Annotated in this window: 21 protein-coding genes and 1 pseudogene; 12 read left to right on the top strand and 10 right to left on the bottom strand. The window is 53.4% G+C overall.

What is annotated here, in order from left to right; translation table 11 throughout:
• Window positions 1-30 precede the first annotated feature (30 nt).
• The gene (locus B1H58_RS16975) at window positions 31-1,062 is read left to right on the top strand and encodes an acyltransferase family protein (protein ID WP_085071635.1); all 1,032 of its coding nucleotides are present in this window, start codon (window positions 31-33) and stop codon (window positions 1,060-1,062) included.
• A 12-nt stretch (window positions 1,063-1,074) separates the two neighbouring features.
• Here the strand turns inward: B1H58_RS16975 and pspF are convergent, their stop codons facing one another.
• Window positions 1,075-2,130 (bottom strand): phage shock protein operon transcriptional activator, encoded by a 1,056-nt coding sequence (pspF, locus tag B1H58_RS16980; RefSeq protein WP_085071636.1) that lies wholly within the window; start codon window positions 2,128-2,130, stop codon window positions 1,075-1,077.
• 163 nt (window positions 2,131-2,293) lie between these two features.
• Here pspF and pspA point away from each other — a divergent pair, with 163 nt between their 5' ends.
• From pspA to tyrR, 7 genes are all read left to right on the top strand, one after another.
• Window positions 2,294-2,959: a phage shock protein PspA gene (gene pspA / locus B1H58_RS16985; RefSeq protein ID WP_085071637.1), complete on the top strand. Its 666-nt coding sequence runs from the start codon at window positions 2,294-2,296 to the stop codon at window positions 2,957-2,959.
• Between the two features lie 88 nt (window positions 2,960-3,047).
• Entirely contained in the window at window positions 3,048-3,272 is a 225-nt protein-coding gene (pspB, locus tag B1H58_RS16990) for an envelope stress response membrane protein PspB (protein WP_085071638.1), read from the top strand.
• Window positions 3,269-3,631, top strand: a complete 363-nt coding sequence (pspC, locus tag B1H58_RS16995; RefSeq protein ID WP_085071639.1) for an envelope stress response membrane protein PspC — start codon at window positions 3,269-3,271, stop codon at window positions 3,629-3,631. The genes pspB and pspC overlap by 4 nt, the downstream gene beginning before the upstream one ends.
• A 55-nt stretch (window positions 3,632-3,686) precedes the next feature.
• Window positions 3,687-3,902 (top strand): phage shock protein PspD, encoded by a 216-nt coding sequence (gene pspD / locus B1H58_RS17000; protein ID WP_085071640.1) that lies wholly within the window; start codon window positions 3,687-3,689, stop codon window positions 3,900-3,902.
• Window positions 3,903-4,034: 132 nt separating this feature from the next.
• A complete protein-coding gene (locus B1H58_RS17005; protein WP_085071641.1) occupies window positions 4,035-5,432 on the top strand; it encodes a YcjX family GTP-binding protein in 1,398 nt (465 codons plus the stop codon).
• Window positions 5,429-6,460 (top strand): YcjF family protein, encoded by a 1,032-nt coding sequence (locus tag B1H58_RS17010; RefSeq protein WP_085071642.1) that lies wholly within the window; start codon window positions 5,429-5,431, stop codon window positions 6,458-6,460. Before B1H58_RS17005 ends, B1H58_RS17010 begins: the two co-directional genes overlap by 4 nt.
• Window positions 6,461-6,746: 286 nt before the next feature.
• A complete protein-coding gene (gene tyrR, locus B1H58_RS17015; RefSeq protein WP_085071643.1) occupies window positions 6,747-8,312 on the top strand; it encodes a transcriptional regulator TyrR in 1,566 nt (521 codons plus the stop codon).
• Between the two features lie 94 nt (window positions 8,313-8,406).
• Here the strand turns inward: tyrR and B1H58_RS17020 are convergent, their stop codons facing one another.
• The 4 genes from B1H58_RS17020 to tpx form a co-directional block, all read right to left on the bottom strand.
• Window positions 8,407-8,859, bottom strand: a complete 453-nt coding sequence (locus B1H58_RS17020; RefSeq protein ID WP_085071644.1) for a DUF943 family protein — start codon at window positions 8,857-8,859, stop codon at window positions 8,407-8,409.
• Window positions 8,846-9,379 (bottom strand): DUF943 family protein, encoded by a 534-nt coding sequence (locus B1H58_RS17025; RefSeq protein WP_085071645.1) that lies wholly within the window; start codon window positions 9,377-9,379, stop codon window positions 8,846-8,848. Before B1H58_RS17025 ends, B1H58_RS17020 begins: the two co-directional genes overlap by 14 nt.
• On the bottom strand, window positions 9,366-10,214 hold the full coding sequence (locus B1H58_RS17030) for a DUF3289 family protein (protein ID WP_085071646.1): 849 nt from the start codon (window positions 10,212-10,214) through the stop codon (window positions 9,366-9,368). Before B1H58_RS17030 ends, B1H58_RS17025 begins: the two co-directional genes overlap by 14 nt.
• A 238-nt stretch (window positions 10,215-10,452) precedes the next feature.
• Complete coding sequence (gene tpx, locus B1H58_RS17035) at window positions 10,453-10,956, bottom strand: thiol peroxidase (protein WP_085071647.1); 504 nt, start codon at window positions 10,954-10,956, stop codon at window positions 10,453-10,455.
• Window positions 10,957-11,131: 175 nt separating this feature from the next.
• Between tpx and ycjG the strand changes: the two genes are divergently transcribed.
• Window positions 11,132-12,109: an L-Ala-D/L-Glu epimerase gene (gene ycjG, locus B1H58_RS17040; RefSeq protein ID WP_085071648.1), complete on the top strand. Its 978-nt coding sequence runs from the start codon at window positions 11,132-11,134 to the stop codon at window positions 12,107-12,109.
• On the opposite strand, the gene mpaA is transcribed toward ycjG, so the two are convergent.
• Entirely contained in the window at window positions 12,106-12,831 is a 726-nt protein-coding gene (gene mpaA / locus B1H58_RS17045) for a murein tripeptide amidase MpaA (RefSeq protein ID WP_085072351.1), read from the bottom strand. The two genes, ycjG and mpaA, sit on opposite strands and share 4 nt — an antisense overlap.
• A 154-nt stretch (window positions 12,832-12,985) precedes the next feature.
• Between mpaA and B1H58_RS17050 the strand changes: the two genes are divergently transcribed.
• The 3 genes from B1H58_RS17050 (at window position 12,986) to ynaL (ending at window position 16,192) form a co-directional block, all read left to right on the top strand.
• Entirely contained in the window at window positions 12,986-14,602 is a 1,617-nt protein-coding gene (locus B1H58_RS17050) for a peptide ABC transporter substrate-binding protein (protein ID WP_085071649.1), read from the top strand.
• Between the two features lie 178 nt (window positions 14,603-14,780).
• Window positions 14,781-15,764: a zinc transporter ZntB gene (gene zntB / locus B1H58_RS17055; RefSeq protein WP_085072352.1), complete on the top strand. Its 984-nt coding sequence runs from the start codon at window positions 14,781-14,783 to the stop codon at window positions 15,762-15,764.
• Between the two features lie 287 nt (window positions 15,765-16,051).
• Window positions 16,052-16,192 (top strand): proline-rich small protein YnaL, encoded by a 141-nt coding sequence (ynaL, locus tag B1H58_RS20730; protein ID WP_418304158.1) that lies wholly within the window; start codon window positions 16,052-16,054, stop codon window positions 16,190-16,192.
• 53 nt (window positions 16,193-16,245) lie between these two features.
• Here the strand turns inward: ynaL and ttcA are convergent, their stop codons facing one another.
• The 4 genes and pseudogenes from ttcA to B1H58_RS17075 all read right to left on the bottom strand — a co-directional run bounded on the left by ttcA (window position 16,246) and on the right by B1H58_RS17075 (window position 21,021).
• The gene (ttcA, locus tag B1H58_RS17060; protein ID WP_085071650.1) at window positions 16,246-17,181 is read right to left on the bottom strand and encodes a tRNA 2-thiocytidine(32) synthetase TtcA; all 936 of its coding nucleotides are present in this window, start codon (window positions 17,179-17,181) and stop codon (window positions 16,246-16,248) included.
• Between the two features lies 1 nt (window position 17,182).
• Window positions 17,183-17,454: pseudogene (locus tag B1H58_RS17065) on the bottom strand (tyrosine-type recombinase/integrase); the annotation flags it as partial.
• A gap of 477 nt (window positions 17,455-17,931) precedes the next feature.
• On the bottom strand, window positions 17,932-18,711 hold the full coding sequence (locus B1H58_RS17070; RefSeq protein WP_085071651.1) for an alpha/beta fold hydrolase: 780 nt from the start codon (window positions 18,709-18,711) through the stop codon (window positions 17,932-17,934).
• Between the two features lie 318 nt (window positions 18,712-19,029).
• Window positions 19,030-21,021: a BCCT family transporter gene (locus tag B1H58_RS17075; protein WP_085071652.1), complete on the bottom strand. Its 1,992-nt coding sequence runs from the start codon at window positions 21,019-21,021 to the stop codon at window positions 19,030-19,032.
• Between the last annotated feature and the right edge of the window lie 106 nt (window positions 21,022-21,127).

Consider the following 21,127-nt stretch of genomic DNA (forward strand, 5'->3'; position numbering starts at 1 on the left):
CCGGGGATAGTGGATTACGTGGGATAAATTATGATTATTTCTGTACAAATATTACGGGCGCTGGCGGCGCTGATGGTGGTCATGCAGCATATCGCTGATAAGGCGGAACAGTATCATAGCGATGCGCTTAGTGATTACCATATCGGCTATTTTGGCGTCGATCTCTTTTTTATCATTTCCGGCTACATCATGTGTCATGCCACAAGCCAGAAGAGGCTGAGCGTCAGGCGCTTTATCGCCAATCGTATTAAAAGAATCATCCCTCTTTACTGGATCGTTACCGCCGCTGCGCTGATGGTTTATCTCGTTGCACCTTCAATGGTTAACAGCTCTGGCGGCGAAACCAGCATTTTTTCTTCCTGGACGCTGATACCAACAGGGAAAAAATTGTTAGTGCAGAACGGCTGGACGCTTAGCTATGAATTTCTGTTTTACCTGATTTTTGCAGGCTTTTTGGTGGTTGGCTCGTTGAAAAAACAGATTATTTTCTCTTCCATCGTGCTGATGGCAATGGTGCTGGTGGGACTCTATTTCCAGCCGCAGCAGCCAACGCTGAAGTTCCTTACAGATAAACTTTTCGCAGAATTTATTTCAGGCATGCTGGCATACTTGTTTTTACAGCGTGTGTCGTTGTCATCAACAACTTCTTTTTTGTTGCTGACCGCGGGCATGGCGTTGTTGCTTCTGCAAAATCACTACGGGATCTATGCCTCTGCGGCTGGCAGGGTATTAAGCGGTGGCGTGCCGATGCTGCTACTTTTTACCGGCATCGTGGGACTTGAACCCGTAATAAGCAAAATCGCCTTTCCTGGCAAGAAAAGCGCGATATTGTTGGGGAATGCATCCTATTCACTCTATCTGATCCATCCTTTTACGCTTTCTCCCTGTGCGCTGATCCTGCACAAATTTCAGCTGGTGCAAAACCAGATGCTGTTTGTGTCGCTGCCGCTTTTTGTCGCCGTTCTGGCTGGCATTGCGGCATGGCTTTTTATCGAGCAGCCTGTAAACGCCTTTTTTAAACAGAAAAACATGACCGCAGCGGCGAGCCCGCTTACTGGCTAAGGCAGGTGGCGATCATGCCGGGCGCGGCGACATTTCATGTTTTTTCACCATAGCGCGCCACTGATGATAGGTAACGCCTAACAGCTCTGCCGCCCGGCGCTGGTTAAATTTGGCCTGCTGCAAACTTTTTTCCATCAGTGCAAGCTCCTGCTGTAGCTGCCATTGTCTGAGATCGAGCGGAAGCGCAGGCAGAGCCTCTGCGCTCTGCAGAGCAGAAAGCGGCTGCGAAGCGCGCTCCGCCATGTGCTGATAAGCAACAGGCGCAGGTTCATCAGCCTGTGCCTGAACAGGCTGGCGCGGCGCAAAGGGGTTAATAATAATCTCATCCAGCTCTTCATCTACGGAGGCGTGACGGTAGACAGAGCGTTCAACCACATTTTTTAACTCTCGAATGTTGCCTGGCCAGTGGTAATCAAGCAGCGCCTGCTGCGCACGATGGGAAAATCCAGGAAACAGCGGCAGCCCCAGTTCACGACACATCTGAATGGCAAAGTGACGGGCCAGCAGCAGGATATCGCTACGGCGCTCGCGCAGCGGCGGCAGCTGTACCACATCAAACGCCAGCCGATCCAGCAGGTCGGCGCGAAACTGGCCCTGTTGCGCCAGCTCAGGCAGGTTAGCGTGCGTTGCGCACACCAGCCGCACATTCACCTGCAGCGACTGATTGCCGCCGACGCGCTCCAGCTGGCCATACTCAATCACCCGCAGCAGCTTTTCCTGCACCAGCATTGGCGCCGTTGCCAGCTCATCCAGGAACAGGGTGCCGCCATCGGCGCGTTCAAAACGCCCTAAATGGCGCTGCCGCGCACCGGTAAAGGCGCCCGCTTCATGGCCGAATAGTTCAGAATCGAGCAGGTTCTCATTCAGCGCGGCGCAGTTAAGTGAAATAAACGGGCCCTGCCAGCGCTCGGAAAGATAATGCAGGCGGCTGGCAATCAGCTCTTTACCGGTGCCGCGTTCGCCAATAACCAGCACCGGTTTATTGAGCGGAGCCAGGCGCGAAACCTGTTCCAGCATCTCCAGAAAGTTATTGGCTTCGCCCAGCAGGTTTTCGTTCGCTTCGCTCATGGTTAATTTCACCGAAAGTTGGTTTTATTGACCACTATAAAAACTATCTTTGCCTGGGTCAAAATTAAAAATTATTAAATATCAAACAATTAAAAGTTGGCACGGAACTTGATAAAGAGAACAGGTAAGCGTCATTAAGCGCTAAAAACTGGAGGAGTAAATTATGGGTATTTTTTCTCGTTTCGCCGACATCGTAAACGCCAACATCAACACGCTGCTGGATAAAGCGGAAGATCCACAAAAAATGGTGCGCCTGATGATTCAGGAGATGGAAGACACGCTGGTTGAGGTTCGTTCCACTTCTGCACGCGGCCTGGCTGAACGTAAACAGCTGCTGCGTCGTATTGAACAGGCGCAAATCCAGCAGAACGAATGGCAGGAAAAAGCAGAGCTGGCGCTGCGCAGAGACAAAGACGATTTAGCACGTTCCGCGCTGATTGAAAAGCAGAAGCTTACCGATTTAGTGGCCTCGCTGCAGCAGGAAGTGACTCAGATTGATGAAACGCTGGCGCGAATGAAAGGCGAAGTTGCCGAGCTGGAGAAAAAGCTGAGTGAAACCCGCGCACGCCAGCAGGCGCTGACGCTGCGTCATCAGGCGGCTTCTTCCTCACGCGATGTTCGTCGTCAACTGGACAGTGGCAAACTCGATGATGCGATGGCGCGCTTTGAATCTTTTGAGCGTCGTATCGATCATATGGAAGCGGAAGCGGAAAGCCATCGCTTTGGCAAAAGCAAAACCCTGGATCAGGAATTTGCCGAGCTGAAAGCGGACGACGCCATCGGAGAGCAACTGGCGGCGCTGAAGGCAAAAATGAACCGCAGCGAATAAAGGTGGGCGGTCCGCCCTGTAAAGTGCAGGGCGTTGTTGACTGTTTTAGCCGTTTTGCCCTCCGGGGCGACACCATCAAGGAGAGAGAATGAGCTCACTATTTCTTGCCATACCCCTGACTATTTTTGTGCTGTTTGTTGCACCGGTCTGGCTGTGGCTGCATTACAGCAATCGTCAGAGCGGGGCCAGCCTTTCCTCAGGCGATATGCAGCGTCTGCAACAGCTGACGCAGGATGCGCGTCGCATGCGTGAACGCATTCAAACGCTGGAGGAGATCCTCGACGCAGAACATCCGGAGTGGAGACAGCCATGAATAAAAGCCGATTCAGTGGAAAAAAACTGTGGCGTATCCCGCAGCAGGGCAAGGTCAAAGGCGTTTGCGCCGGGATCGCCCACTATCTGCATATCCCGGTTACCCTCGTCAGGGTAATTGTGGTGCTGTCGATGGTGTTTGGGCTGTTTATGTTTACGCTGATCGCCTATGTGGTTCTCAGCTACGTGCTGGAGCCGATGCCGGCGCATGCTGAACAGCAAGCGGCGCCGCTGCGGGCTGATGAGCTGCTGGACGCGCTTAGCGATGAAATGGCGCAAAATGAACATAAGCTGCGCCAGCTTGAACGCTACGTTACGTCAGAAACTTTTAGCGTACGCAGCCGTTTTCGTCAGCTTTAATCCCGGGCTGCGTCGGCCACTGTCCGACCAGCCTGTTATCAATATAAGGAGAGGTATGTCGAATTTTCGTCAGCGCGCAATACGCGCCACGCCTGTGCTGAAACGCGCGGGCAAACAGCTTCTGATTCATGGCCTGATGCTGGCTCCAGTCGGCATCAGCGGCTGGGCGGTAAAAGCCGTAGCGCGCAGGCCGCTACGTTTGCTGATCGCCTTTGCGCTTGAGCCGCTGCTGAAAAAAGTCGCTAACCGTCTTGCCTCTCGCCTGTGCTGATCCGGCACGCGCTGAATTACCAGCGCATCTCACATTATCCGTTCTTTTTAGTAATGCATTACACTGATGGTCAACCCGCCGGGATGCCTGACGCTATCCCGGCTTATTATTGATGCAGCAGGGATGAGCCCGATGAAACGAATTCAAAATGAACTGGCGGCATGGGTAAATCGCGGCGTCGATCGTCATTTACGACTGGCGGTAACCGGCCTGAGCCGCAGCGGGAAAACGGCGTTTATTACGTCGCTGGTTAATCAGTTGCTGAATACGCATGGCGGCGCACGTCTGCCGTTATTTTCCGTGGTGCGCGAAGATCGCCTGCTGGGTGTAAAGCGCGTGCCGCAGCGCGACATGGGCATTCAGCGTTTTACCTACGATGAAGGGCTGGCCCAGCTTTACGGCAGCCCACCTGCCTGGCCGACGCCGACGCGCGGCGTCAGTGAGATGCAGCTGGCGCTGCGCTTCCGATCGCAGGACTCTCTGCTGCGACACTTCAAACAAACAGCCACCCTCTATCTGGAGATCGTTGACTATCCCGGCGAGTGGCTGCTCGATCTGCCCATGCTGGCGCAGGACTATTTAAGCTGGTCACGTCAGATGAACAGTTTATTGCAGGGCGATCGGGCGGAGTGGGCCGCAGAGTGGAAACGGCTGTGTGCTAATCTCGATCCGCTGGCACCGGCGGATGAAAATCAGCTGGCGGCTATTGCTGCCGCCTGGACCGCTTATCTGCTGCGCTGCAAGCAAGAGGGACTGCATTTTATTCAGCCGGGCCGTTTTGTCCTGCCGGGGGAGATGGCTGGCGCGCCTGCGCTACAGTTTTTCCCGTGGCCACAGCTGAACGATATCGATGAGGCGCGGTTTGCGCAGGCAGAAAAAGGCAGCAATCTTGCCATGCTGCGCGCCCGTTATGATTATTACTGTCAGCATGTGGTAAAGGGCTTTTATAAGAATCACTTTCTGCGCTTTGATCGCCAGATCGTGCTGGTGGACTGCCTGCAGCCGCTAAACAGCGGGCCACAGGCGTTTAACGATATGCGCCTTGCCCTGACGCAGTTGATGCAAAGCTTTCATTACGGCCAGCGCACGCTGTTTCGCCGTCTGTTCTCACCAGTTATCGATAAGCTGCTGTTTGCGGCCACCAAAGCGGACCATATCACCGCCGATCAGCATGCGGGGCTGGTCTCCCTGCTACAGCAACTGGTTCAGGACGCCTGGCAAAATGCGGCTTTCGAAGGCATCAATATGGACTGTATAGGCCTGGCCTCCGTGCAGGCGACGCAAAGCGGCATAGTGGATCATCAGGGCGAAAAAATTCCCGCGTTGCGCGGAGATCGTCTTAGCGACGGCGCACCGCTGACGGTATTTCCTGGCGAGGTGCCGTCACGTCTGCCCGGGCACAGCTTCTGGCAGGAGCAGGGGTTTCATTTTGAACAGTTCCGGCCGCAGCCGCTTAATGTTGATCGACCGCTGCCGCATATCCGCATGGATGCTGCGCTGGAATTTTTACTGGGAGATAAGCTGCGATGAGTCAACCACCGTTGAAATCGCGCATCGATTTTGCGCAACCGCTGGAAAGCGAAAAAGAAAGCGTTCTGAAGCCTGCACAGCATTTTGACGCTGCGGATAATTTACAGTTTACCCTCCAGCAAGAGGAGGATCCGTTGCTGGAGGAGCAGAGCGGCGAGCAGGTGGTCGAGGCCGCGTTACGGCCAAAGCGTAGCATCTGGCGGCGCATCGCTATGGCTGGCGTCGGGCTGTTTGTCGCCAGCACGGTGGCCCAGGGCGTGCAGTGGATGCTGGATGCCTGGCACAGTCAGGCCTGGTTTGCGCTGGGCGCGGGCGCGGCCGGTTTGCTGATTATTCTGGCGGGCGTGGGCGCGCTGGTGACGGAATGGCGGCATCTTTATCAGCTACGCCAGCGCGCTGAAGAGCGTGAAGTGGGGCGCGAGCTGTTACACAGTCATGGAATGGGGCGCGGGCGCGCGTTCTGCGAAAAGCTGGCGCAGCAGGCCGGACTGGATCAGGGACATCCTGCGTTGCAGCGCTGGCAGGCGTCGCTGCATGAAACGCATAACGATCGCGAAGTCGTGGCGCTCTATGCTCAGCTGGTGCAGCCGGTTCTCGATCGCCAGGCGCGCGCTGAAATTGGACGTAATGCCGCAGAAGCGACGCTAATGATTGCCGTTAGCCCGCTGGCGCTGGTGGATATGGCGTTTATCGCCTGGCGTAACCTACGTATGATTAACCGCATTGCGGCGGTTTACGGTATCCATCTTGGTTATTTCAGCCGTATTCGTCTGTTTCGCCTGGTGCTGCTGAATATCGCTTTTGCCGGGGCTTCAGAGCTGGTGCGCGAAGTAGGTATGGACTGGCTGTCACAGGATCTGGCCGCCAGGCTATCCGCGCGCGCCGCGCAGGGGATTGGCGCCGGGCTGCTGACCGCTCGTCTGGGGATCAAGGCAATGGAGCTGTGCCGTCCGCTGCCGTGGATCGACGACCGTCCCAAACTTGGCGATTTTCGCCGTGAGCTGCTCAATCAGTTCAAAAAGCCCTGATCGCGGGCGCGACGACAAAACGCAGAGCGCTATGCCGCTGCCCCTTCAGCGGCATAAATAAAGATAAAAAGTGCATTTTATATGGCACTGTTCTGCAGGATGCAGCAGATTTGTTATAAACCTCTAAAAAATGGTGTAAGCGCATGATTATCGCTAACACTTCCGCTACACTCCTTTTCGCCATTGCCGCACTCTGTCAACTTATCCTGACAGAGTGCTTCTGGCTCATCGCAAGTTGGCGTATTATTTCATAATTCGCTGTTACCAAACCCAATAAGGCCACCGAATGCGTTTGGAAGTCTTTTGTCAGGACCGAATTGGTCTCGCCCGTGAACTGCTCGATCTGCTGGTTGAACGCAGCATTGATTTACGGGGTATCGAAATTGCGCCGATTGGCCGCATTTATCTTAGCTTTTCCGCTATCGCCTTTGAGCAGTTCAGCCAGCTGATGGCGGAAATTCGCCGCATCCCGGGGGTGACGGACGTACGCACCATCTCCTATATGCCGTCTGAGCGTGAGCATCGGGCGCTGAGCGCGCTGCTGACCGCCATGCCGGAACCGGTATTTTCCATTGATATGAAAGGCAAAGTTGAGCTGGCAAACCCGGCAGCGCAAAGCCTGTTCGATCTGGATGAGCATAAAATACGCAATCACACGATTACCTCTCTGGTTACCGGTTTTAACTTTACCCGTTGGCTGGAGAGCGAACGCGTAGAGGCCCAGACGCAGCGCGTAGTGATCCAGGGGCGTGATTTTCTGCTGGAGGCTCGCCCGGTTTATACCGCCGAAGAAGAGGGCGCTACGCTGCCGGTTGGTGCGATGGTGATGCTGAAATCCACCGCGCGCATGGGACGCCAGTTGCAAACGCTTGCGGTCAACGATGACACTGAATTCCAGCATATTGTGGCGGTCAGTCCGAAGATGCGTCAGGTTATCGAGCAGGCGCGTAAGCTGGCGATGCTGGATGCGCCGCTGTTGATTGTCGGCGATACAGGGACCGGAAAAGATATGCTGGCGCGCGCCTGTCATCTGCGCAGCGCGCGCGGGAAAAAGCCTTTTCTGGCGCTGAACTGCGCCTCGCTGCCGGATGACGTGGCGGAGAGTGAGCTGTTTGGCCATGCGCCGGGCGCTTACCCCAACGCGCTGGAGGGGAAAAAAGGATTCTTTGAGCAGGCCAATGGCGGTTCGGTACTGCTGGATGAAATTGGGGAAATGTCGCCGCGCATGCAGACAAAACTGCTGCGTTTCCTGAACGATGGCACTTTCCGTCGCGTCGGGGAAGAGCATGAGGTGCATGTAGACGTACGGGTGATCTGCGCCACGCAGCGTAACCTCACCGAGCTGGTGCAACGCGGCGAGTTTCGTGAAGATCTGTTCTATCGCCTGAACGTTCTGACGCTAAATCTGCCGCCGCTGCGTGACCGACCGCAGGATATTTTGCCGTTAACCGAACTGTTCGTGGCGCGCTTTGCCGATGAGCAGGGTGTCGCACGTCCCCGTCTGTCACCGCAGCTAAACGCCTTTCTGGCGCGTTATAACTGGCCGGGCAACGTGCGCCAGCTGAAAAATGCGCTTTACCGCGCGCTGGCGCAGCTGGAAGGTTATGAACTGCGTCCGCAGGACATCATGCTGCCGGAGTTCACTGAACAGCTGGCGCTGGATGAGCAGGCGATGGAAGGCTCGCTGGACGAGATCACCAGCCGCTTCGAACGTTCAGTGCTGACGCGCCTCTATCTCTCTTATCCCAGCACGCGCAAGCTGGCGAAACGGTTGGGGGTTTCCCATACCGCTATCGCTAATAAGCTGCGCGAATATGGGCTGAGTCAGAAAAAGGGCGAGCCGGAAAGCTAAAAGCGGCGTTGTCTGATGAGTCACGGGCGCTTCCGGCGCCCGCTGGCAATATCGTGATGCTTGCTAGGGCTATGCAAAAATGGATGGAAAACATTTATTCGACTTTATCAATTTCCCCATTTTTCCTTAATATATATTTCCCCTTACTTACTCTGAAAAAAACCTGATTGTAACGGTTGCTGAAAACGGTCATTACGGCATTCTTATCGATGCAGCGCAGCTCGCTTTTGATTTCATCAAAGCAGAGCCGCTCGTCAATGATATCTTTTTGATAACCATCGCCAAACAGAAAAATGGTGGCCCAAAAAGTGCCATCCTCATCGAGATAGGGGGCGTTATATTTCTCTTTTAGCATAGCGTGATTTTCCAGCCACCAGTTGATTTTCCCCCTATCGGTAAAAGGGAAGTTTTTAACTAAAAGATCGGTGAAACCGTTTTTATGATGAGCCGCGACAATTTCTACCGGACGCAAAAAGAGCCAGGGCAGGTAAACAAGCAGCGCGGCGCCGGCCAGCAACAGAGCAGCGCGCTTTTTATTTATCTGCATTGGGCCCTCCGGTAATTTCAACATCGGAAATGCATATTTTTTTATCAAGGTTCGTGACCTTAAATGACTCGGATCTATCAAGTTTTCCGTTATTTCTTAATATATATCTTTCCTTACCTAAACTGAAAAAAACCTGATTGTAACGGTCGCTGAAAACGGTCATTACGGCATTCTTATCGATGCAGCGCAGCTCGCTTTTGATTTCATCAAAGCAGAGCCGCTCGTCAATGATATCTTTTTGATAACCATCGCCAAACAGAAAAATGGTGACCCAAAAAGTGCCATCCTCATCGAGATAGGGGGTGTTATATTTCTCTTTTAGCATAGCGCGATTTTCCAGCCACCAGTTGATTTTCCCCCTATCGGTAAAAGGGAAGTTTTTAACTAAAAGATCGGTGAAACCGTTTTTATGATGAGCCGCGACAATTTCTACCGGACGCAAAAAGAGCCAGAGCAGGTAAACCAGCAGCGCGGCGCCGGCCAGCAGCAGAACAGCGCGCTTTTTATTATTTATTGTCATTACGCTCTCCGGTAATTTCAATGTCGGCGTTAATATTAGTTATAAAGGGTTTAAAGCCAAAACGATGATAGCGCTGCAGCACAAACCAGATGCGGAACAGTCGGAAATTGCTAAACAGAATATTTTGTATATCCTCACAGTCCAGGCCAAAGTGATCTTGCACCCGATAATGCACCCTCGCACGGTAGCTCTTTTCCCCAATATGTAAGGATGTTAGCGTGATATGGGTGGCCCAGGTGTCATGAACGGCAATGCCCAGCCCGTTGAAGCTGTCCTGTAATCTGTCAAACTTAGGCAGGCGCCCTCTCTGAATGCTCTCTTCAAGTTTGTATTTAAGTTCCGAGGGAAAGCAGCCGTTTTCCCAGTCAATATGTTTAGACAGGGCATCCTGTATTTTTAAAAAGGTACTGTTTTCAATATCATTATCATTCACAATATGCTGTTTTAACGCGCAGTTAAGATAAACGCTTTCGAATGGAAAACCGCTGTTACCCTCCATATGCGTTATCATCTCATCGATCACCCGTCTGTAGGGGCCGAAAAGCGCAAAGGCCTGCGCAAGATGGCGGAACTCAGCAAACAGGATGCGGGCACACGCCTGCGGCATGATTTTTTGTCCCGGCCGGTGGGAACCTTGAAACATTGACTGCGGCAAACTGAAAGGGCTAAGCGTTGTCAGCGTATAAGGATCCACCCGGGTAGAAACATCTACCAGCTGGAATTCTCTTTTTAATTGCGTTTCCGTTAAATCACCGCAGCGCATATCGCTGGCGTCATAGTCATCCATTTTTTTTTGGGTTTTAAACAGACTGCAGGGAAAGGTTAATGCCTCCATTAAGATTCCATCCTTTTTTATCATCCATGTTGCGCGTCAGGCTGGAATAATAAGCGGGTACCGGCTGGTTGTAAATCGTCGTTTTTGCTGGCGAGCGTATAATTTATTATTAAATAGAAGCTACGATAACGCGATGCGTTAATTAAATGAGGCGAAGAATAAATACGGGCTGATAAAGGTAAGGTGCGTGGCGCTATTAAATTATCGCCCCCGGGGGGGCGATAACGTTATCTGTTACTTATTTCAGCGCGGCCAGCGCAGCATCATAATCTGGCTCGGTGGTAATTTCATTTACCAGCTGGCTGTAAAGCACCGTATCGTTCTCATCTAATACCACAACCGCACGCGCCGTCAGGCCCTGCAGCGGACCATCAGCAATCGCTACGCCGTAGTCATCTTTAAAGTTACCGCCGCGCAGGGTGGAGAGGGTTACCACGTTTGACAGGCCATCGGAGCCGCAGAAGCGTGACTGGGCAAAAGGCAGATCGGCAGAAATACAGAGAACAACGGCATTCTCCATGTCGCCCGCCAGCTGATTAAACTTACGCACCGATGCGGCACAAACGCCGGTATCGATACTGGGGAAAATGTTCAGCACTTTACGTTTGCCGGCGTACTCAGAAAGGGAAACGTCAGCCAGGTTTTTAGCAACCAGCGTAAAGGGTTTCGCTTTTTCGCCAGCCTGCGGCAGTTGGCCTGCTACGCTAACCGGATTACCCTGAAAATGAACGGTCTGAGACATAATCTATCCTTTTACTTTTGCTTAACAAGATTCACAGTGTAAAGGAACGAGCAAAGGTGAGACAGTGAAATTATACAGCAGACAACGCCGGTTATGGCACGCGTCGACAAGCTCCTGTTTGTTGCTTATAGCGCAACTGCGCTGAACGCCTCTTCTGACTAACGAGAGAAAAAATATGAGGACGGTTAAAGTTTATCCCGAGGCCTGGCCGCTTAATAAGCCGTTTGTTATTTCGCGCGGCAGCCGTGAGCAGGCGGGTGTAGTGGTGGTGGAGCTGGAAGAAAATGGCGTCAAAGGTGTAGGGGAATGCACGCCTTACCGGCGCTATGGCGAAAGCGAGGCTTCGGTGCTGGCGCAAATTAGCTTGCTGCTGCCGCAGCTGGAAATGGGCATGACACGCGAAGCGCTGCAGGAGGCACTGCCGGCAGGCGCGGCGCGCAACGCCATTGACTCTGCACTGTGGGATCTCGCCTGTCGCCAGCAGCAGCAGACGCTGTGTCAGTTGCTTGGTGTTACGCTGCCCGGCCGGGTGACTATGGCGCAAACCGTTACGCTGGATACGCCGGAATCAATGGCAAGCAGCGCGCTGGCGCTCTGGGAAAACGGGGCCAGGCTGTTAAAAATCAAGCTGGATAACCATCTGATTACTGAGCGGCTGATGGCGATTCGCAGCGCGGTTCCGCAGGCGCGGCTGATTGTGGATGCCAATGAATCCTGGCATAGCGAAGGGCTGGCGGCGCGCTGCCAGCTATTGGCCGATCTGGGGGTTGAAATGCTGGAGCAGCCGCTACCGGCAAGCGAGGATGAGGCGCTGGCAAATTTTATTCATCCATTACCGGTCTGCGCCGACGAAAGCTGCCATACGCGCAGCAGTCTGCCGGCATTGCGTCAGCGCTATGAAATGATCAATATCAAGCTGGATAAAACCGGTGGCCTTACCGAAGCGCTGGCGCTGGCCAGCGCAGCGGAAGAGGCGGGCTTTACGCTTATGCTGGGCTGTATGCTTTGCACCTCACGCGCCGTCAGCGCCGCGCTGCCGCTGGTGCCGCGCGCGCGCCTGATCGATCTTGATGGCCCGACATGGCTGGCGGTGGATGTGGATCCTGGCCTGCGCTTTGGCAGTGGAGAGATTGACCTTACCTCTACGGATTAACGCCTCTTCTGTGTTTCGGGCTGCCAGTAAAGCAGTCCGGTTAAGGCTGGCAGATAACGTTCCGTCGCCTCATCGGCAGAAACCGGCGGCAGCTCGGCGGTAATGCAGGGGAGACCAATATCGGCGCACCAGCTTCCGAACGAACCGGGGGTGCTGTAGCCAACGCTGGAGACCAGCGGCAGCCCTGTCTGTTCAGCTAACCAGCCGCCGAGCTGGCTATGCTGCGGATCCTCAATGCAGGCCAACGGTTCATGCAGGGAGACCACCCAGGCAGGCCGCAGCGTATGAATCAGCTGACAGAGCGCTGCGGTTTCCGGCTCTGACGCGGCACGCGCGCCGGTAGAAAGCTTTACGTCACGTTGTTCAGCGCTACTGTTCCAGCGATATACCGTTTCGCCAGCCTGCCAGTTCGCCGCCGGAAAGTTACGGTTAAGGTCTACGCCGTTGGCATTGGCGCGCAAACCCAGCTGGCAGCCGTCGGGATTAACCGCCAGTACCAGATGATGCCGTCGCAGACGGGCAGGCAGTGTGCGCAGCGCGCAGGAAAGGGTTACCACAGCTGCGCCTTCGTCACCGTGCGTGCCTGCCAGAATTAGCCCGCTATCGCGTGCCGCCAGCGGCGCCGGGAACCAGAGCAGCGGCGCCCCCAACACCGACGTGCCGTAACGCGTCATCTCCGCCGTCAGTGCGCCGCGTTGTGAACGCGGCTGTTGCATTGTCATCATTTGCTCCTGTGAAAAAAGTCGCAGAACCGGCGGCGCGGCCACTGCAATAAGCAAAACAGCTGGTTCAGGATCAATTATTTGCGCTAAAGTGCCGGTTAGCATAAGCCACCAATATGTTTTGCCAAACCGGCAGCTTTAAGGGTAGGACAAGATGAAATCATTTCGCATTGCGCTGCGTACCTTTTTAACCGCCTCGCTGTTAACCACGGCGCAGGCTGCACAGGTGGCCCCTGGCGACCAGCTGGCGGAACGGCAGGATATCGTGCGCCATATCAAAGATGAACCGGCGTCGCTCGATCCGCAAAAGGCTGTGGGACTCCCTGAAATCCAGGTGATGCGCGATCTGTTCGAAGGGTTAACCAACCAGGATGCGCAGGGAAACGTTGTGCCGGGCGTGGCGCAAAGCTGGCAGAGCAATGATAACCAGAGCTGGATCTTCACGCTGCGGGAGGATGCGCGCTGGTCAGACGGCAAGCCGGTAACGGCCCAGGATTTTGTCTACAGCTGGCGGCGTCTGGTTGACAGTAAAAATGCCTCGTCTTACGCCTGGTTTGCCGGGCTGGCGGCGATTCATAACGCCGGGGCGATAACGCAGGGTAAACTGCCGCCCGAGAGCCTTGGCGTCACCGCGCTGGATAAAACCCATCTTAAGGTAACGCTCGATCGACCTGTCGCCTGGTTTCCCAGCCTCACCGCGCATGTCAGCCTCTATCCGGTACCACAAAAGGTGATTGAGGCGTGGGGCGATGCCTGGACCAGGCCGGGTAATCTGATCGGCAACGGCGCTTATCAGCTAAAGGAACGGGTAGTAAATGAAAAAATTGTGCTGGTGCGTAATCAGAACTATTGGGATAACGCACATTCAGTACTGAATCAGGTCACGTTCTTGCCGATTAACGAAGAGTCCAGCGCCACCAAGCGCTATCGCGCAGGGGATATCGATATTACCGAATCCTTCCCGAAAAACCTCTACGGCATGCTAAAGAAAAACATTCCGAATGAGGTCTATACGCCCGATCAGCTGGGAACCTATTATTATGCGTTTAATACGCAGCGCGGGCCGACTGCCGATGCGCGCGTGCGTCGGGCACTCTCCTGGAGCATTGACCGTCGCATTATCGCCGAAAAAGTGTTGGGCACCGGCGAAAAACCTGCCTGGCATCTCACCCCGGAAGTGGTAAGCGGTTTTACGCCCAAACCCTCCATTTTGCAGCAGCACACCCAGGCCGAACTGAATATGCAGGCGAAGGCGCTGCTGGCTGCGGCTGGCTATGGGCCAAACCGGCCGCTGCGGTTGTCGCTGCTGTATAACACATCAGAAAACCATCAAAAGATCGCTATTGCGGTGGCCTCGATGTGGAAGAAAAACCTCGGCGTAGAGGTGAAACTGCAAAATCAGGAGTGGAAAACCTATATCGACAGCCGCAACAGCGGCAATTTCGACGTGATCCGTGCTTCCTGGATTGGGGATTATAATGAGCCTTCCACCTTTCTTAGCCTGCTGACGTCCAGCCACAGCGGTAATATTGCTAAGTTCCATAATGCGGATTACGATGCGGTGCTGGCGAAGGCGAGCCGGGAAAACAACGCGCAGGCGCGTAACGAGGATTACAACCGCGCAGAGCAGATCCTTGATGAGCAGGCGCCGATCGCGCCAGTTTATCAATATACCAACGGGCGCTTAATCAAGCCCTGGGTGAAAGGCTATCCCATTAACAACCCTGAAGACGTTGCCTACAGCCGCCAGCTCTATATCCTCAAACATTAAGCATACAGGGCGGTCATAGCGCGTTGTTTATGCGCCATGACCGTCTCGCCGCTGCTTTTCTTTTTTCGCACAGACCGCGACGCTATTTATTGAACATGTCCGCGACGCCGAAAGATTGATTCTGCCTGGCGTCAGGCTAGACTGTAGCGTTTGAATTCAGCTGATTATGAGGCATGACGTGAACGTCATTGAAGGAAAAGCGCTACAGGTTTCAGGTGCAATTATCGCCTGCCAGCTTGACGGGCAGGGCGGCCTGATCCCGATTGAAGATAAAGATGTGATTCATTGCGAGCGCCCCTGCTGGCTTCATCTCAATTATACCCACCGCGAAAGCGCCGAGTGGCTCTCTTCCACGCCGCTCATCCCGGACGCGGTACGCGATGCGCTGGCCGGAGACAGCCTGCGCCCACGCGTTAGCCGTCTGGGCGATGGTTTTATGATTACGCTACGCAGCGTGAACCGCAACAGCGATTCACGACCTGAACAGCTGGTGGCTATTCGCGTTTTTATTAACGATAAGCTGATTGTTTCCACGCGACGGCGTAAGGTTAACGCTATCGATGAAGTGCTGTCCGAGCTGCAAAACGGCAATGGTCCGGTGGATGGCGGAAGCTGGCTGGTAGAGCTTTGCGATGTGCTGACCGATCACACCAGTGAATTTATCGAAGATCTGCAGGATAAAATTATTGAGCTGGAAGATGCGTTAATGGATCAGCGCGTACCGGCTCGTGGCGAATTGGCGCTGCTGCGTAAGCAGCTGATAGTGATGCGCCGTTATATGACGCCACAGCGTGATGTCTATGCGCGTCTGGCCAGCGAAAAGCTGGGCTGGATGGATGACAATGAACGTCGCCGCATGCAGGAAATTGCTGACCGGCTTGGCCGTGGGCTGGATGACTTAGCCGCCAGCGTGGCGCGCACGGCGGTGCTGGCGGATGAGATCGCATCGATAATGCAGGAGGCGATGAACCGGCGAACCTACACCATGTCGCTGCTGGCGATGCTCTTTCTGCCGACAACCTTTCTTACCGGCCTGTTTGGCGTCAACCTGGGCGGTATCCCGGGAGCGGAAAGCCGCTATGGCTTTGCGATTTTCTGCCTGATGTTAGTGTTGCTGGTGGCTGGCGTTGCCCTGTGGTTACATAAACGTAAGTGGCTATAGCAAAAGCAAATGGGTAACCAGAAAAGGGGAGAAAAGCTGATCGACGTCAATAAACTGTAGGCAGGGCTGGGGCAAACTCTCTTCCGCAGGTGAATGCAACGTCAAGCGATGGGCGTTGCGCTCCATATTGTCTTACTTCCTTTTTTTGAATTACTGCATAGCACAATTGATTCGTACGACGCCGGCCTTAAAGCCGGCTTTTTTTTGCCGCTTCGCCATCCCTGTGCAATTTCTTCTACGCTTAAGAAACCGAGCAACCTGAGGAAGAAACTATGCCGATTTTGTGGATGACCAACCCGCTTTCCGCTTCCGACCCGATACCCACCGATCCCGTTCCGGTTCCTGATCCGATCCCGCAGCCACAGCCGACACCCGACCCAATGCCGGATCCCGAGCCGATTCTCGATCCGCCGCCGCATATGAAATAATTTATCGCAATCCTGGCACCATACTGCCTGTTACCGGTATGGTGCCAGCGTGCTTATTTGATTTCCAGAATATCCAGGCGCTGACTCGCAGGCGCATCTTCTTCTTCATCCGGCTGCCAGCCAACCGGCTGGAGCGGCAGAGACTCACGATCGAAAGCCAGATCGCCACCATCCACCACGGCGCTGCCATGTTGAATCGATTTAAAATCAAACAGCGAGGTATCGGCCAGATGCGACGGAACCACGTTTTGCATGGCGCTGAACATGGTTTCAATGCGACCCGGATAGCGTTTATCCCAGTCGCGCAGCATATCTGCAATCACCTGACGCTGTAGATTAGGCTGAGAGCCGCACAGGTTGCACGGAATAATCGGATACTGACGTGCAATGGCAAAGCGCTCAATATCTTTTTCACGACAATAAGCCAGCGGGCGGATGACGATATGCTTACCGTCGTCACTCATCAGCTTCGGCGGCATACCTTTCATTTTCCCGCCGTAAAACATATTCAAAAACAGGGTTTGCAGAATATCGTCACGGTGATGTCCCAGGGCGATTTTGGTGCAGCCCAGTTCCGTAGCGGTACGGTAAAGAATGCCACGACGCAGGCGTGAGCAGAGTGAGCAGGTGGTTTTCCCTTCGGGGATTTTATCTTTAACGATGCCGTAGGTGTTCTCTTCGACGATTTTATATTCAACGCCAAGAGAGTCCAGATACTGCGGCAGCACATGCTCCGGGAAGCCTGGCTGTTTCTGATCAAGGTTAACCGCAATCAGCGAAAAATTGACCGGCGCGCTTTGCTGCAGGTTACGCAAAATTTCCAGCATGGTGTAGCTATCTTTACCGCCGGACAGGCAAACCATGATGCGATCGCCTTCTTCGATCATATTGAAATCGGCAATCGCTTCACCCACGTTACGACGCAGGCGCTTTTGCAGCTTGTTCAGGTTGTATTGCTCTTTCTTATTAACGGTTTGATCTTGTTGCATTTTATAGTGTCTCGACAGCCAAAGGGGCATAGAAGGGGCAACATTTTTTACAGCGGCAGCCGGATGTTAACCAGGGAGATAATATTTCCTGGACCGTTTGCGCGTTCTCATGCCCCATCTGGTCAGCAATAAATGACGGATTAGCGCCGGCAGATATCAGCCAACATGCGGAAGTATGGCGCGTATGGTACGGATTATGCCGCCGAATTCCAGCACGTTTTACGGCAGCATTTATCTTGCCCCAGGGCCTGAGAGTGATAGTAGTGGATCCTGAAGATATTTATCAATGCGGAGAGAGTTAGCCCTGTGGTCTCCAGGCTACCCTATTCTGCGTTGTATCAGTGGCTGGAAGTAGAGCAATAGGCTGAGCACGCAACCGCCAGCGAACCTTAAACCGGAGTGGGTCGCCCCTGGCGTGATCTACCCCACGAACCTGGCGCGCGTTAAATGTGACAGTGCGGAAGATATCGCCCGCCACTGGCAACAGATAAAAGAGCCTGAAGATGGGTAATGACGATGAATTTCAGAGGATTGTCTGACATCTCAAGAACTGTATGCATATCCGAACGCCGGGAGACTTACAGGCTCTTCGCGCAGCGATCTTTTGCAGCGATCCGGTTTTGCTGTGCCGGCAGATCTCTAAAAATAGATGGTTCGATTTAGTGGGGTACTTGCATCATCATTGCCCGGCAGTGATTGCCGGGCATACTATCAGGTTCAGGATTCAGAGAAGGAAAGGTGATGGCTCTGTTAATCTGCGATCGCGCTGCTCAGGAAATCCAGAATTAATGTCGTGACGAATGCGGGATTTTCACGGTTACTGATATGACCGGCCTGAGGGATTGTGGTGAATTCACATGCGAGCCTTTCGGCCATGGCTTTTCCCTCGGATAGCGGACGGGGCAGGTCCCGTTCCCCTGTAGCGACATGAGTGGGACACTGAATGCTGTCAAGGATATGCATTCGATCCGCCCGTCCAAAAATCATTTTTCCTACCGGCACAATGCTGTCGCGCAGCTGTTGAGCGCCAAGGGATGAAAGATAAGAGGTTAAAGCGGTGACCTGGTCTGCTGAAGCAGAGGCAGAGTAAAACTGCGATACGATATAGTCTAACAGGGGGGATGTAATGGCACCCGCCTTCTCTACGGCATTAAGCATATGAAAATATTGCGCCTGTGCCTCGGTTGTTTCACTGCCCAGAAACGTATCAAAAAGCATCAATGCCCTGACGCGGTCTGGTGCAAGAGCGGCGAGCTCGGCTCCCCACATGCCGCCAACCGACAGGCCCACCACGGCAAACTCTGTAATGCCCAAATACGTCATCAAATTCAAATGATCTGCGGCCAGGTCTGACAGGGACTCTACCCGGGACGGCAGGGACGGAGAAGCGCCATGCCCCCATAAATCGGGGGCAATAACGCGGTATTTTGTTGTCAGCGCGCTAATCTGCGGCGTCCACATCTTATTATCGAAAAGATAACTGTGACCCAGTAAAACCGGAAAGCCTTTACCTGTGTCGGTGAATGCCATGTAACTTTCATTTTTCAAAATCAAGTTCCTTTTGTCAGAGCCATTAAAAACAACAAACAGCGTAAGTTAAACGGCTATTCTACAACCGGTGGGTTATCGATTTACTTGATGAATTTCACTTTAGTGTGCTTTTTTGGCGATATAGCCGAAAAAGGTTAAGGGCCGGGAGTAAACGCAATCAAAAGAATTTTAGGCTTTATGGGACGGCGGAGAAACAACGGGGTGAGATAACCAGGCAGGCAAGCCAGAATGCCAAATAAGCAGTTGCGTGCCGACAGCGAAGGTTGTCGGCACGCGCTTTCTTATCAAAAAACGTGATTAACGGACCACATGTAAAAAGTGCAGGTGTTTTTCATATTGATCAAGAATATCGTGAAGGATCTGCTCCTGCGTCCAGCCCATCACATCATAATCCTGGCCACCTTCTTTCAGGTAAACTTCCGCCCGATAATACTTTTGTTCATCATCCTTTTCGCTGTCGCCTATTCCCGCCAGAGCAAAAGTTGGCTGCAAATAGGAGCGTAGCCGGACTTCATAAACAAAGTTCAGCTCGTTGCCCAGATCAACTTCGAAATGAATGCGATCATCACCATCCTCGGTACGCGAAGGGGTATTCTGCCTGGCCAGCTCCGCTTCCACCATCTTCATCGCCGGTGTGATCACTTCATTCATGAAACGTCTGACTTGCGAACGTTTCGGGAAATAGGCGATATTACGCAGCCTGCGTTGCCAGGAGATAGGATTGCGTGCCGCAGTCGGCGCGATAGTCGCTATCTGTTTACTGTCGCGTTTCCATGCATCCAGACGCAGCGCTTTTAAAAGTCCATACATCGATATCAGCAGGATGATAGCGAAGGGCAGTGCACTGGCGATAGTCACGGTTTGCAGGGCTTTCATGCCGCCAGCCAGCAGTAGCGTGATGGCAACCACACCCATCAATCCGGCCCAAAAGATACGCTGCCAGATCGGTGTTTTATCTGTCCCACCGGAAGCAAGCGTATCCACGACCATCGCACCCGAGTCAGCCGAAGTAACAAAAAAGACTACAACCATCGCCATCGCGATAAAAGAGAGCACGGAGCTAAAGGGGAAGTGCTCCAGAAAATTAAACAGCGCCAGCGTCTGATCGGCCTGAACGGTTTCGGCCAGGTCGCGCGCGCCTTTTTGCATAATTAGCCAGATAGCGCTGTTGCCGAAAAAGGTCATCCACAGCAGGGTGAAGCCCGCAGGAACAAAAAGAACGCCGGAAACAAACTCCCGGATGGTTCGGCCACGTGAGACACGAGCGATAAACATGCCGACAAACGGCGACCATGCCAGCCACCAGCCCCAGTAAAACAGCGTCCAGCCGCCCAGCCATTTGCTGGACTTAGGCTCATAGGCATAAAGGTTGAATGTCTTGGTTACGATCTCAGAAAGGTAGCCGCCGGTATTTTCTACAAAAGATTTAAGCAGCAGGACGGTTGGACCAAGAATACCCACCATAATCAGCAGTAATACGGCCAGGCTCAGGTTGATTTCAGACAGAATACGGATCCCCTTATCGAGCCCCGATACCACTGAAAGCGTTGCCAGCGCGGTTATCACCACAATTAAAATAACCTGTACGGTTTCATTAACCGGCAGGCCGAAAAGATGGTTCAGTCCGGCGTTAACCTGCAAAACACCATACCCCAGCGATGTTGCGACACCTAACACCGTACCGATAACGGCAAAAATATCGACGGCGTGTCCCATCCAGCCATAAATACGGTCGCCAATAATCGGGTAGAGCGCCGAGCGCAACGTCAGCGGCAAGCCATGACGGTAGCTGAAAAAGGCCAGTATCAGGGCAACAATCGCATAAATTGCCCAGGCATGAAGCCCCCAGTGGAAAAAGGTGATACGTAGCGCCTCTTTCGCGGCCTGAATGGTTTCCGGTGTGCCGGTAGGCGGGGCCATATAGTGCATTACAGGCTCAGCCACCCCAAAGAACATTAGCCCGATACCCATTCCGGCAGAAAAGAGCATCGCGAACCAGGAGATATAGCTAAAATCGGGTTCGGCATGATCGGGGCCCAGCTTAATATCGCCATAACGCGACATCCCCAGGTAGGTCACGGTCAGTAAGATCAGGGCGACAGCCAGAATGTAAAACCAGCTCGCATTGGTAAACAGGGCGCTTTGCAACGCGCCTAACTGGCGTTCAGCCTGTTCAGGAAACATCGCCGAGAAGGCGACCAGCAGGAAGATTAAAACTGCGGAAGTATAAAAAACCGGCGGATTGATTTGGCTGCGTTTAGCTTTAAGTACGGGTTCATTTTGATTCATTGTTTACCTTTGACGCGATTGAAACTGCGCTAAATGTAACAATCAGTATGAAATAGTTAAACCCGGGATGTCATAAATTTATGTTTTTCTGCTCTGCTAAAGGTTT

The organism is Pantoea alhagi (assembly GCF_002101395.1).
Lineage (GTDB): Bacteria > Pseudomonadota > Gammaproteobacteria > Enterobacterales > Enterobacteriaceae > Mixta > Mixta alhagi.